This window comes from Clostridium sulfidigenes (assembly GCF_052067195.1).
GTDB lineage: Bacteria > Bacillota > Clostridia > Clostridiales > Clostridiaceae > Clostridium_J > Clostridium_J sulfidigenes.
Window position 1 is genome coordinate 35,712 of the sequence record NZ_JBQHQR010000015.1, and the last position, 13,377, is coordinate 49,088.

13 protein-coding genes and 1 pseudogene are annotated in these 13,377 nt (G+C 32.1%); 7 read left to right on the plus strand and 7 right to left on the minus strand.

From position 1 onward, the window contains the following. Nucleotides 1-26: 26 nt before the first annotated feature. The 6 genes from ACTNBA_RS15495 to ACTNBA_RS15520 form a co-directional block, all read right to left on the minus strand. Complete coding sequence (locus ACTNBA_RS15495) at nt 27-377, minus strand: hypothetical protein (protein WP_441075149.1); 351 nt, start codon at nt 375-377, stop codon at nt 27-29. A gap of 81 nt (nt 378-458) precedes the next feature. Next, a complete protein-coding gene (locus ACTNBA_RS15500) occupies nt 459-782 on the minus strand; it encodes a hypothetical protein (RefSeq protein WP_441075150.1) in 324 nt (107 codons plus the stop codon). A gap of 96 nt (nt 783-878) precedes the next feature. Continuing rightward, a complete protein-coding gene (locus ACTNBA_RS15505; RefSeq protein ID WP_346880093.1) occupies nt 879-1,634 on the minus strand; it encodes a TSUP family transporter in 756 nt (251 codons plus the stop codon). A gap of 181 nt (nt 1,635-1,815) precedes the next feature. Continuing rightward, nucleotides 1,816-3,171 (minus strand): radical SAM/SPASM domain-containing protein, encoded by a 1,356-nt coding sequence (locus ACTNBA_RS15510; protein WP_441075152.1) that lies wholly within the window; start codon nt 3,169-3,171, stop codon nt 1,816-1,818. A gap of 15 nt (nt 3,172-3,186) precedes the next feature. Beyond that, a complete protein-coding gene (locus ACTNBA_RS15515) occupies nt 3,187-3,765 on the minus strand; it encodes a manganese efflux pump MntP (protein WP_441075153.1) in 579 nt (192 codons plus the stop codon). Nucleotides 3,766-3,952: 187 nt separating this feature from the next. Further along, nucleotides 3,953-4,519 carry a TetR/AcrR family transcriptional regulator C-terminal domain-containing protein gene (locus tag ACTNBA_RS15520; RefSeq protein ID WP_346846342.1) on the minus strand — a complete coding sequence of 189 codons (567 nt, stop codon included), beginning with the start codon at nt 4,517-4,519 and terminating at the stop codon, nt 3,953-3,955. Nucleotides 4,520-5,071: 552 nt separating this feature from the next. On the opposite strand from ACTNBA_RS15520, the gene rlmD reads away from it, so the two are divergent. Continuing rightward, the gene (rlmD, locus tag ACTNBA_RS15525; protein ID WP_441075156.1) at nt 5,072-6,436 is read left to right on the plus strand and encodes a 23S rRNA (uracil(1939)-C(5))-methyltransferase RlmD; all 1,365 of its coding nucleotides are present in this window, start codon (nt 5,072-5,074) and stop codon (nt 6,434-6,436) included. Between the two features lie 215 nt (nt 6,437-6,651). Here rlmD and ACTNBA_RS15530 read toward each other — a convergent pair whose 3' ends face one another. Continuing rightward, on the minus strand, nt 6,652-7,548 hold the full coding sequence (locus tag ACTNBA_RS15530; protein ID WP_441075158.1) for a GIY-YIG nuclease family protein: 897 nt from the start codon (nt 7,546-7,548) through the stop codon (nt 6,652-6,654). A 338-nt stretch (nt 7,549-7,886) separates the two neighbouring features. Between ACTNBA_RS15530 and ACTNBA_RS19130 the strand changes: the two genes are divergently transcribed. The 6 genes and pseudogenes from ACTNBA_RS19130 to ACTNBA_RS15550 all read left to right on the plus strand — a co-directional run bounded on the left by ACTNBA_RS19130 (nt 7,887) and on the right by ACTNBA_RS15550 (nt 13,376). Beyond that, the gene (locus ACTNBA_RS19130) at nt 7,887-8,090 is read left to right on the plus strand and encodes a recombinase family protein (RefSeq protein ID WP_502361628.1); all 204 of its coding nucleotides are present in this window, start codon (nt 7,887-7,889) and stop codon (nt 8,088-8,090) included. 269 nt (nt 8,091-8,359) lie between these two features. Then, nucleotides 8,360-8,482 (plus strand): annotated as a pseudogene (locus ACTNBA_RS19135) (recombinase family protein); the annotation flags it as partial. A 91-nt stretch (nt 8,483-8,573) separates the two neighbouring features. Continuing rightward, nucleotides 8,574-9,203, plus strand: coding sequence for a recombinase zinc ribbon domain-containing protein (locus ACTNBA_RS19140; protein ID WP_502361629.1), 630 nt, complete (start codon nt 8,574-8,576; stop codon nt 9,201-9,203). Nucleotides 9,204-9,370: 167 nt separating this feature from the next. Beyond that, nucleotides 9,371-10,336 carry a helix-turn-helix transcriptional regulator gene (locus tag ACTNBA_RS15540; RefSeq protein WP_441075160.1) on the plus strand — a complete coding sequence of 322 codons (966 nt, stop codon included), beginning with the start codon at nt 9,371-9,373 and terminating at the stop codon, nt 10,334-10,336. Then, on the plus strand, nt 10,336-11,838 hold the full coding sequence (locus ACTNBA_RS15545) for a DUF5050 domain-containing protein (protein WP_441075162.1): 1,503 nt from the start codon (nt 10,336-10,338) through the stop codon (nt 11,836-11,838). Before ACTNBA_RS15540 ends, ACTNBA_RS15545 begins: the two co-directional genes overlap by 1 nt. Before the next feature lie 44 nt (nt 11,839-11,882). After that, nucleotides 11,883-13,376, plus strand: coding sequence for an AAA family ATPase (locus ACTNBA_RS15550; RefSeq protein ID WP_502361630.1), 1,494 nt, complete (start codon nt 11,883-11,885; stop codon nt 13,374-13,376). Nucleotide 13,377 lies beyond the last annotated feature (1 nt).

The following is a 13,377-nucleotide window of genomic DNA, read 5'->3' on the forward strand; positions in this document are numbered from 1 at the left end:
TTAAGGAAGGTGGACTTTAATACATATTATACTTCTTTTGGTGTATCCGTAATAGGTTCAGTTTTTATAGCATACTGAAAAGCGCTTTCGTCACTATCTTCATATTGTTTTATGTCAGGGAAAGCTTCATAATCAATTTCAGAATCTTCACCACAGTGACAAGAATTTAGATTTTCTTCATAGTCATCATCTAAAAAGCTACATTGACATAGGTCTGAATCTTCATCTCTATCTTCATCTTCATTTAAATCACCCTTCATAAGAGCCTCACTTATAGACTTTATGCTCTTGTTTGAAACGGCATTTACAATTTTATCTACAACCACAACAGCACCTACAATAGCTAAAGTATTTGTTATTAATTTTTTTAAATTCATAATATCATTCCTTTCTTAAGATTCCCATTTAGTTTATGTATAATATGAGAAATTATATCTAAATATTTATTAAAATATTTTTTATTGCATTATATTAGTTTTTTGTGCCTTTATTTTTTTCATAATAGACTCTAGATTAAACATATGACTTTGAAGTATGTTAAGATTCTTACCTAAAGTCATGCTTCTAGTTATTATTCCATCAAATAGCTCCGATTCCTTTTTAGTAAGAGAATCCTTAAACTTCCCTCGTTGTTCAAAGTTAAGTTTTTCAAATTCTACAACAATGTGATAACAATACTCTAATAAATTGCCATTAATATGATTAGCTCTATTTTTGTAATTTCTTTTACAAACTAAAAATCCAATAATAATTATAATAATTACAACAACAAATGAATACATGAGCACAAAGCCTCCTTTTTAGCACACATTAATAAGTATAGGCTAAGGATAAGTTCCTGTAAAGAAAATTATTCCTAATATATAAAATATTTAATATTAGAATAGTTGTAATAACATTTTTATAGCTACGGCAAGGGACATAGTAACAAAAATAGGCTTAATAACCTTTGAACCCTTATTAATAGCTAACTTTGTTCCAAGCTTAGCTCCTAATATCATAAATACACAAACAGGTATACCAATTAGGTAATTTATGTTACCACTAAAGGCAAAGGTAACAAGAGCAGCAATATTACTAACAAAATTTAAAACTCTAGCATTGGCTGAAGCTTTAAGAAAATTAAAACCTAAAATATTAATAAGACCAAAGATTAAAAAGGAGCCTGTACCAGGTCCAAAGAATCCGTCATAGAATCCTAGTGAAAAAGCAAAGATTATAGAAATAGTCATATTCCTTTTATTTAATCCCTTAAAATTATCCTTTTCCCCAATGGATTTAGAAAAGAATGTATAAACACCTATGGCAAGAACTAGCACAAGAACTAAAGGTTGAAGAAAACTTTCATCCAATAGAAGTACAGCCTTAACGCCTAAAATAGAGCCTATTAAAGTGAAAGGTGCCACTATTTTAAGAAACTTAAAATTGCAGTTACCTGACTTTATAAAATTAATAGAACTAGTAAGCGAGGCCATAGAAGCTGTAAACTTGTTAGTTCCAAGAACCATGTGAGGAGGCAAACCAGCTATCATATAAGCAGGAACGCTTATTATCCCACCACCACCAGCAATGGAATCTACAAAGGCTGCCAGAAAACCTGCAAAGCATAAAAAAATAAAAGTAAGTGTATTCATAATTCCTCCAGAAATTTAATTTTTACAAGCTTCATATTAAAGAATATATTATAAATTTATGAAGCATAATCTACTCTTATATTATAAGGGGAAAAGGAAGAAAAAGAAACAGCATTACTTTATTATTCATAAAAGTACCCCATAGGCCAGGAGTAAAATTCCTTACCCAATGGGGCATAGTTTATTTATTTTTACACATTAAATTTTCCTTCCATAATGGTTCAGCACGTTTAGCCCAAGTTTCACCATAGTCTATAGTTTTAGCTACTAAATCATCTACATTTTCAGGATCTACATACTCTGTAGACTTAGCCCCAGAAGCCTTAACCATCTCTGCAATCTTTGGAGCATTATCAAGAATTGGGCAAGGTCTAAATTGATTTTTATTAAAAGGTTGATTCTTTTGGTATTCCATAAACAGTGGCTGTCCTAGGGCTTCAATTAAAGGAACTTCCTTTATATTAGCACTGGAGTAGTGGCAGAATACACAAGGTTCCACATCTCCATTAGCATTAATATGGCAGTATCGTCTTCCACCAGCCACACAACCACCAACATATTCAGCATCATGCCAGAAATCCATATTAAAGATTGATTTAGTAGAGCGCCAACCTCTGATAGTACGATATAGTTTTTGCCTTTGATCAGGATTAGCCATTAAGGAAGTATCTGTTTTGCAGCCTATAGGCATAAAAGTAAAGTACCAAGAGAAATAAGCACCCATATCTATCATCATATCTATAAATTCTTCAGATAAAACGCTGTCACAGTTATTAGTTGTAAAGCAAGTTGAGAATCCAAAAGGAACTCTATTTTTCTTCATAAGAGACATAGCACGAGTAATATCCTTCCAAGAACCATCACCACGTCTTGCATCAGTAGCATCATCAAAACCTTCAACACTAATAGTAGGAACTATATTTCCAACTTCACATAGGTCTTCACAGAAAGCCTGGTCAATTAAGGTTCCATTAGTAAATATCATAAACACACAATCATTATGTTTCTTAGCTAGTTTTAAAATATCATTCTTTCTAACTAACGGCTCACCACCAGTCATTATATAAAAGAAGATACCCAAATCCTTACCTTGAATAAGTAAACTATCTAATTCATCATAGCTTAAATTTAAAGCCTTGTTATAATCAGCAGCCCAACAACCGATACATTTCTTATTACAAGCAGTAGTAGGATCTATAAGTAGAGTAAAGGGAATTTCATAGCCATATTCCTTAGATTTTTTCCTAGATTCACTCCAACCTCTAATAGAAGAATTAAGAAGAAAGTTACTAAACACAGTCTCTAAAATATGAGGATTCACTTCTTTGGCTAATTTAGTCATAAGCTCTACCCAGTTATTATCCTTCTCCTTTAAAAATCCTTCAACGGCATCATATTGAGGTGTATATAAATTTTCTGTATCGAACTTCCTTAACCAATGAACAATTTTCTCAAAGTTTTTCTCAGGATTTTTCTTTAAGTATCCAAGTCCCTGCTTTAAAGCAGCCTTTTCAATTTTATATTTTACATTTAACATAAGCCATCCCCCATTTTAAATAATTTTAAAGTAAGAAAGTATCATTTTTACTCCCATAATAAGTAATATAACGCTACCACAGATATTAACTGCAACTCTGTACTTATCACCCACACGGTAGCCTACCCTAAGCCCAACAATAGATGAAATCCCTGTTATCACAAATATGATAAACATATCTATAATAATTTCAGTGCGCAGTAGAGCAAAGCCAATTCCTAATACTAAAGCATCCAAACTAGTTGCAAAGGCTAAGGAAAAAATATTTCTATAGTTAAAACTTTCCCTTTGCTCATTGATGGATTTAATAGTAAGTGCATTTTTTATCATCTTCAGTCCTAAGAAAATGAAAATAATTGCAGAAAACCATTGATTGATGGATTTAAAAGTTTCAGAATAAATTGAGCTTACTGGAAACTTGGTAATCATCATTCCAATAGTAAGCATAATAGCTTGTATTCCTCCAAATGCAAGGCCAACAATAAAATCCATACGCTTTTTAAGATAAGGTTGAGTTGCACCTGTACATACTGTCACTGTAAATGCATCTAAAGACAATCCTATTGATACTATGATTATTTCCAGAACACTCATAAGCATCTTCCTTTCATAATCTGTTTTCTTAAATTATAGTCAATGTAGATTTTTATGTAAAAATACACTTTACCATAAATGTATATCAAAAAAAACAAAAAGCAACTTATGTAGTTGCTTTAAAACAAATCTATTTAATTGTTTTATATAAGATTAGTAATATATTTTGCTAAAGCCCCATAACTTTTTATAATGGCTTGAACACAATATCTTCTAAGGAATTAGAAAGTAGTAAATAATATTTTTCAGCTAACTCATGAGCAGGAACTTGTACACCTTTTTTAAGCCAAGTAATTAAAAAATAGGTTAAACCTCTAGAGTAATAATTAGCAATTTCAGAAGCGGTGAGAATTCCTTCAAAATTCATATTTTCTATATCTAGCACAGAGAATAATTCTTCAAACATCTTAAGAAGAAATTTATATATTATACTTTCAAAGGAATTTTGTCCTTCTATTTTCATAGCTTTAATATAAAACTCTTTATTATTTTCTATCCTAGTAAGAACAAAAAGAATTGTCTCATTAAACATTTTATTATCTATAAGAAGGGTTGCACCTTCAAATATATCCTTATAACAAATCCATTCAAGCAGTTCATACTTATCAGCAAAGTGGTTATAAAAGGATGGTCTTATTAACTTTGCCTCATCAGTAATCATTTTTATAGTTATCTTATCAAAGGAATGTTGAGTCATTAACTTTTTAAAGCTATCAACTATCAGTGCTTTAGTATTTTCTTTTTTAGATCTCACAGTATAACCTCACCCCTTTAAAGATATTCTAAAAGTTTTCCACAGTTTTAATCATTATATCAACTTCCTATATTTTATGTCAATTAAGCCGTATATATGCCATAATACTAAGAGTTACCACATTCAATGTAAGGAGAAGCTTTAAAATTCCTAGGGATATACCATAAAAGCCTAGATAAAATCTGGGGGATAATATATAATAAACTAGGTAATTTCAAATAAATATATACCTATTTACCTAGGAAACAATATATCTAGAAAACTATGAACCTATATAAATATGAACCTATATAAATATTAAAATAGTTAAATAGGGAACAATAAAACAATATACCTATATAAATTTTTAACTAGGAAACTATATAACTAGTTAACTATTTGTTCTGTTCATGCGGGTTTCAGAGGTTTTGGTGATTTTCAGAGTCATATTTGGAACCCCAAAATAGAGGGTAAAAAATTTAGTTAAGACTTACAAAAATACCTAATAAATAAAATTATTTTAAAATAAAAAATTAAAACTAACATAGAATTTTATTAGATAAGGAGATAAACATGAGAAAGAGAAAAGAATATGAATTTATCATAGAGGGTACAGAATTTCCAGGAAAGGGAGTTGCATTCCATGAAGGAGAAAAAGTAGCTATAAAAAGTGCATTGCCTGGGCAAAAGGTTAGAGCAAGAGTAACTAAAAAAAATTCCAATGGAGTAGAAGCTAAACTTCTTGAAGTTTTAGAAGACGTAGACTACAAAGTAAAGCCAGCCTGCGATATCTTTGGAATTTGTGGAGGATGTAGTCAAGGAGACTTATCACTAGACACTCAACTTAAATTTAAAGAAGAACAAGTAAAGGCACTATTAGATAACAAAGGTATAACAGATTATGAGTACCTAGGAATAGAAAGCAGCCCACTTCACTATGAATACAGAAATAAAATGGAATTCACCTTTGGAGACTTTGAAAAAGGTGGAGAACTAACCCTAGGAATGCACGCTAAAGGAAAAAGCTTTTCCATAGTATCAGTACATAACTGTCAAATAGTAGACGAAGACTTCAGAGCTATAATAAATGCAACCATAAACCACTTCAGAGGAGAAAACCTTCCTTATTATAGAATCTTAAAACATGAAGGCTTTTTAAGAAATTTAGTAGTAAGAAAGGCTATAAACACAGGAGAAATATTAGTTAACATAGTTACAACTACCCAAGTAGAATATGACTTCACAGCCTTTGTAGATGCTTTAAAAGGATTAAATCTAAAAGGAGAGCTCACAGGAATAATCCATACCTTAAATGATTCTCTATCAGATGTAGTGCAAGCAGATTCTGTAGAAATACTACATGGAAAAGACTATATAATAGAAAATCTTCTAGGATTAAAATTTAAAATAAATCCATTTGCCTTCTTCCAAACTAACACTAAAGGAGCTGAGAAGCTTTACTCTATAGTAAGAGACTTCATAGGAGAATCAGAAGACAAAGTAGTCTTTGACCTATACTGCGGAACAGGAACCATAGGACAAATAGTAGCTCCAAAAGCAAAAAAAGTAGTAGGTATAGAGCTAATAGAAGAAGCCGTAGAAGCTGCAAAAGAAAATGCTAAAATTAACGGACTAAACAACTGTGAATTCATAGCAGGAGATGTAGCAGTAACCATAAAAAATGTAACAGAAAAACCAGACATAATAATCCTAGACCCACCAAGACCAGGAGTACACCCAGTAGCCCTAGACTACGTAATAAAATTTGACGCCAAAGAAATAATCTACGTATCCTGTAACCCTAAAACCCTAGCAGTAGACCTAGAAGTATTAACTGCTAATGGATATAAGGTGGAAAAGGTGAAAGTTATGGATATGTTCCCGCATACGCCGCATGTTGAGGTGGTCACAAAACTTACTAAGAGCAAAGCGAATTAGGAAGTTTTAAGAGTGCCACCCATGCAAGGGCTCCCCAAGAATCCGAGCGAAGCGACGGATGATTGGCAGGAGACTACTGCTGAGGCGGTTGTGAAGCTTACGAAGAGTGTTTAAGTATTAGGAAATAGAAATACCCTAAATATAAAGGATTTCCGAGAGCGAAAGAGTTGCTGCTAAATTCACAGCAGTGACTTTCAGTCCTGGAAATCCTTATTTTATTGTTCTTCTTCAAGCTCTTTCAAGGTTTTTCCTTCTGTAGTTTTCCACTCAGTTAGACCATTTACATGACCACCGATAACGAAAGCAGCAGCATAGGAAGGGCTATTAAATAGAACATCCTCTTGTAATACTTCTTGGTCATCTATTTTTGCATTTTTTCGGGCTTCCTTAATTCTCACAGGGATGCTTGGAGAATCTTTTGTTTCAATATGGCTACCTTTTAAAACGACAAAACCTTCACTAGTCTGCTTGCAAGAGGCTTCAATGAGCTGCCCACTCTTTCGACTTTTTCTCTTAAGATATAGAATCAATTCTGGTTCATTGTCCGTGGTAGATTCAGAAATAATGGTTTTTGGCTCTGTAAATGGGAGGAATACCTTATGTCCAAGTGTACCCATAATGATTTTTGCATAATCTATGAATTCCTCAAGTTCGCTTTCTTTTTCTTCTGTAATATTACCGGGAGTTGGGTCGTTCCCATTCTTAACAGTGTAGCGGTTTGCCTGCATTGCAAGATTACAGAAACGATTTTCAAGATAACTAATCTCAGTGGGACCAAATGAATTGTTAGAGGTTGTGAAAACAATGGCCTCTGTCCAATAATCTTTCTCAGCATTACGTTTATGTTCCTGCAAGCGATTGAGAATTCCTTCACCATTTTTTCTTGCACCTGCTTGACCTATGTAAACAACATTTTTCCCAGTTTGGTCTGACGTGCCAAATAGAAAGTAAACACCACTTTGTTTTAAATCATCTCTTTCTTTACACTTATCTAACTCAGTACGTGGAATTTTATATGCAACACCTGTCCAGTTGGCAAGGGTACATTTCATACGACCGTTTGCATTACCATCCATTAAGAACAGATTTATACTTTTCCCTCTTGTTGCCATTAGTAGCACCTCCTAATAATTTATTCATTTACTTTATGCTCTCCTATTGTTAGGTTGTATCTTAATACCACTAATTGTAAATTAGCATTTATATCTATAAGTGTCAATATTAAATTGATGTTTTGGGTGAGTGAGAATGTTCTTTTGTGGTAATAACATCAAGAAAACAACTTCTGTGATACCACAGTTGTTTTGGAAAATTGTATCTGAAGGCCGTAACAAATAGTGAACACAGTTTGCTTAACTTTTAAAAAGAATCCAGAGTTATCATTCGTAGATATATTTGCAGATGATGATATAGCAGTATTAATACAAAAAAGCGTGACGAGTTTAATAGAATGACTGAGGAATGCGTGGTTGGAAATATTGATATGGTTTTACCCAAGTCAATTAGTCGCTTTGCTAGGAACACTTTGGATTGTTTACAATACATCCGTAAGGTAAAAGAGAAGAACATTGCAGTATATTTTGAAAAAGAAAATATTAATAGTTTGGATTCCGAGGGAGAAATTATGCTTACAATCATGGCATCCCTTGCATAGCAAGAAAGTTAGAGTTTAAGTCAGAATGTGAAACTTGGTATTCAGTATCTATATCAATAGGGCATCATTCAAATAAATACTAATAGGTTTTAGGATATAAAAAGGATGAAAATAAACACCTTGTAATTATTACTGAAGAGGCAGAGTTAATAATTACAAGGTGTTTATCGAGAATATCTTGAAGGCTCTAGCATGGATAAAATAAAAAAGTACTTAAAAACGATGGGATACTGAAAAGTGCAGGTAAAAAAAGGTGGAATACCAGTATAATTCGAAAGATACTCAGCAACGAGAAGTATATGGGCGATGCACTTTTGCAGAAAACTTATATCGTTAATTTTCTTACAAAAAAGAGAGTTCAAAATAACGGTGTTGTTCCACAATATTATGTAGAAAATAGCCACGAAGTTATAATTCAAAAAGAGATTTTTATGCAGGTTCAGGAAGAACTGATTCGCAGAAGTACAGGTCATGTAGGTACAAGTGGTAAGAAAAGAAATTTTAGTTGTAGCCATCCATTCTCACAGATTGTTTTTTTGCGGGGAATGTGGAGAGATATACTGCAGAGTTCATTGGAACAACAGAGGCAAGAAATCTATTGTTTGTAGATGCGTCAGTAGATTGGAGAACACAGGCTTAGCTTGCAACTCAAGGACGGTGCTTGAGGATTTATTAAAGGATGCCGCTGTAAGAGCAATTAATGATTTGCTTGGGCAAAAGAATGATTTTTTAGAAGTTCTTAGCAATAATATAGAAACGGTAATTAATGAAAAGTATACCAGTGCAATAGCTGAAATAGAGAAAAAGCTAGAAGATCTACGAAATCAACTATTAATATGGGCCAATTCTAAAGAGGATTATAACGATAATGCTGATGAGGTTTATCGCCTACGGGAAGAAAAGCATTATGCTTTAGCAGAAGATGCAGAAAAGAAAGCAGCGGGCCAAAGACTTATGGATATGACAGCTTTCCTAAAGGAACAACCAACGCTTATTGATGAATGTGATGAGCAGTTGATAAGGAGGTTGATTGGAAAGAGTATGGTGCATGAGGATAAGTTCACCGTAGAATTTAAATCTGGGGTAGAAGTTGAAGGTGAGGTGGAGATGTAAATAAAATTGGAAAAGTGGAGCACACTTTGGGTTTATATAAGCCTAGAGGGTGTTTTTGCCTATTTATAAAAAAATTACATATTAAATGCAGCAACGTCATATTTTGACGTTGTTGCATGGTATAATTAGAATGTAGCAAGAAAGTAATAGAGTTTAAGGGTGATTTAATGGACAAGATAACAAGGTTGCTTTTGTTATATTCAAAGCTGACACAAGGAGAAAAAGTCAATAAACTTAGCTTTTGTATGGAGACAGATAGTTTGCCTAGAACATTTGATAGGGATATAGAGGATGTGCGATTATACTTAAGTGAGCTGTTCTGTAATGAAGAGTTAATCTATGATAGGCAGGAAAATGTTTATTACTTTGCAGGTCCGCAAAGAAAAGCACTGGAAACTATGGAGTATCTGTTTATTGAAAGAGTGTTATTAGATACTGGTGCACTTCGGGCTGATGAAATGGATGGATTGCTCACACATTTGGCAGAGAATGCTGAAAACGCAGGTAAAATGGTAATACATGAAAAAGAATGTATAAAGAAGTATGATGAACCTCTTCATAAAAAAGCAATCCTTAAGATGCATGGTGACTTGGCAACTATAATAACGAATAAATCTATTATTAGAATAAACTATATAAAAATGAGTGGAGAGGTGGTTGAAAGAGAAGTAATTCCGTGTGCAATAAAATATGACTTTGGATATTTGTATTTAATAGCATTTTTAAAGACAAGCAATAAGCAATATCCGGCATATTTTCGACTAGACAGAATTTATTCGTTCTCTGTTGCTCGAAGTCAAAGGATAGGTGAGAAGCAAAGTGTAGTTCAATATATGGAGAGGTATTCAAAAGGGATTACTCAGATGTATGGAGGTGAATTTATAGAGGTTCTTATTTCGTGTAAAAAAGAGTTTTACCCATACATACATGATAAATTTAGAAATGCCAATATTGTAGAGGTTAAAGCTGATACAGTAAGTGTAACTCTAAATGTATTTGAGGATGGATTTATAAAATGGATAATGAGTCAACCAATAGAGTTAGTCCAGATAATAAAGCCACAGGAAGTGAAAAAGAAGATTACAAATGAAGCAAAAAAAATTGTTACAATATATGCGGAGGTGCATGAATAATGGCGAAGAAAATTAAATTTCCTTTAGAGATGAATAACGGAGTAATGGTTAGAACTTTAGAAGAATTAAGAGAAAATTTTAATCTAGAAAAAGTGGTAAACTACTTTATTAGTGGAAAATTAATAACATGGTTAAATGACAGATATTATGAAAGTGAAGCAATACAAGTTGGAGAGTTAAATAGCTCAAGCTTAGACTTTAAAAAAAAGATTTGTGAAATATTTGATATTGAATATATTGAGGAAAACGATATTGATATAGAAAACATTGAAAAAAGGAATAGTAAAATTACTAAACTTAAACAGTTTACTGAAAATGAAGATATTATAAGAAATGTTGATCTAGTAGCATTTAATCAAGAGGAATTATCAGACTTGTTAGATGAAAATGCTAAAACAATATATCTCTGTGATGAGAGATTCTATCTTCCTTTAAGTAAAAATGATATTAAATATATAGGTATCTCAAATCCCGTTTTGGTTATAAATAGTAAAAGCGATATTGATTTAGATGAAAAAAACATTGTCATAGAGGACTGTATTCTAAAAAGTGATAACTCTATTTTTTTAAAAACTGCAAATTCAAAAGGTATTACTTATAGAGGCGAAATTAAAAAACAAAATTTTGAATATCTTGATTGGAAAGTATATATAAAAGAAGGAATATTTTATGTTGATGAATTAAATGATGAGTTCGAATTCAACTGTGAGCAAGACAGTAAAGGAAAGTGGTATAAAAATGTAAACAGTTTGTATAGAAGCAGAATAGATGGAAGTGATGAGCAATTATTAGTAACTGATGGTACTCCTGTAGCAGATTTTTGCGTAGCTGATGATATTATTTTCTTTACCACAGGATATAAGAGTATCCTGAGTAACTTAAAAGTACACAGGGTTAATTTAGATGGAAGTAATAGAATGGATATGAATATAGAATGTTCAAGTTGTGATATGAGGTTGAAAACTATTGGTGATGAGTATAAAAGTATATTATGTAACAAGAATTATTTTTTATGGATAGAAGAAGTGAAATATAGTGCAAGCTTATATAAGGCAAAACATGATGGTACACAAAAAGAAAAGATTTTAAGTCTAGATTATTTAACATTTAAGAGTGCAAAAATAACTGATAAGTATTTATTTTACATTCAAGGTAAAAACAATACTTTATACAGAGTGGATTTAGATACAAATTCAAATGTACAAATTGATACAAGTATTAATAAATTGGATACAGATGGTAAAAATTTATATTATTTAAAATGGGAGAGCACTGGGTGGGGAGAATATAAAAATGATCCTCAAAATTGTTTTTACAAAACAGATTTAGATGGAAAAAATAAAGTGTTATTAGAGCATCATTATCCATTTAGTGCTGTAGTTCGTATGAATTATTCAAAGGGGATATTGTATTATTATACTCGAAAAAAAATGGGATGTTTATCTATTGATAGTAATTCTCCAGAAATTGAAAATAAAATAATACTTAGTGAGTTTAAATAAAATATTTTGAATTACTTTACAAATAGAAAGGTGTTGGGGTTATTGTGAATTATAGTTTAAAAGATAAATTAGCCCGTTATATAGATGCTGGATTTCCTATCATATATTTGAATACATTTGAAGAAGATAAAGTTGATTTAATTATTAAAGAAGTAAGTTGTGGAAAAGAAATTTATGAATGGAATGAGACAAATGGCTACATAGATTTCGAAACAAAGACACCAATGACAGAGGACTGTACTCTAGAGATGATGCTTGACCAGTTGAAACCTCAAGAAATGTTGGATAGAAAAATAATTCTACTGAAGGATGTTAATGCCTATTTAGATGATCCTAAGATTGTTTCAAAAATTAAGGGTGTAGCCAGAATGATTAACCAAGGTGTGGATGCTACAGTGGTAATTATTTCTAATATATTGGTCATTCCTAAAGAGTTAGAAAAATTTATTACCATTCTTGAAATGGATTATTTGAGTAGCGATGAGATTAAACAGATAATTCTAGACTTTATCCAAGAAAATGATCTTGATGCAGTTAAAGATAGTCTTGTTGATGAACTTGCTGTTGCATTTAAAGGGTTAACTGAATTTGAAATTCATAATCTTTTGGCACTATCATACGCTGATGATGGGGAATTGACAAGGCGTGATTTAAGACTTATTTTTGACCAAAAGCAGCAGATGATAAAAAAAGCTGGGATTTTGGAAATGATTCCGCTTAAAGAAACCATAGACGATATCGGTGGTCTAGAAAATCTAAAAGAATGGTTTATTCGCAAAGCAAAGATTTATAAAAACATGAATAAGGCAAAACAGTATGGTGTGGATATGCCAAAAGGTGTATTGATTGCAGGAGTACCTGGATGTGGAAAGTCATTAAATGCCAAGGCAGCAGCTAACCTGTTTGAAGTACTACTTCTTCGATTAGATATGGGAAGATTGATGGGGAAATATGTAGGTGAATCTGAGGGCAATCTCAGAAATGCAATTGCTCTTGCAGAGGCAATATCACCATGTGTTTTATGGATAGATGAATTAGAAAAGGCTTTTGCTGGAATTGGTGGAAACGGTGGTGGTGCAGAAGTCACTACTCGATTGTTTGGTAATTTTCTTACATGGATGCAAGAAAAAGACAGTCCAACATTTGTAGTAGCTACAGCAAATGATATTACAAAATTGCCACCAGAATTATTACGAAAGGGTCGTTTTGATGAAATCTTTTATGTAGGCTTGCCAAATGAATATGAAAGAGAGAAAATTTTTCAAATACACATTAATAAACGTAGACCTCAAGACTTGAAGAATATAAGAATATCTGAACTTGTTGTAAAAACAAAAGGGTTCAGTGGAGCTGATATTGAAGGTGTTATTAAAGATGCAGTGGAGACAGCATTTGCAGATTATAAGAAATGTGTAGAAACGCAAGATGTAATTAATGCTATAAATAATACGCATTCACTTTCAGAAATTATGAAGGATGCGCTTGAAAAGATGTCTAAGGAATATGAAAATAGAAAATTCAAGAATGCTTCTAAGTGAG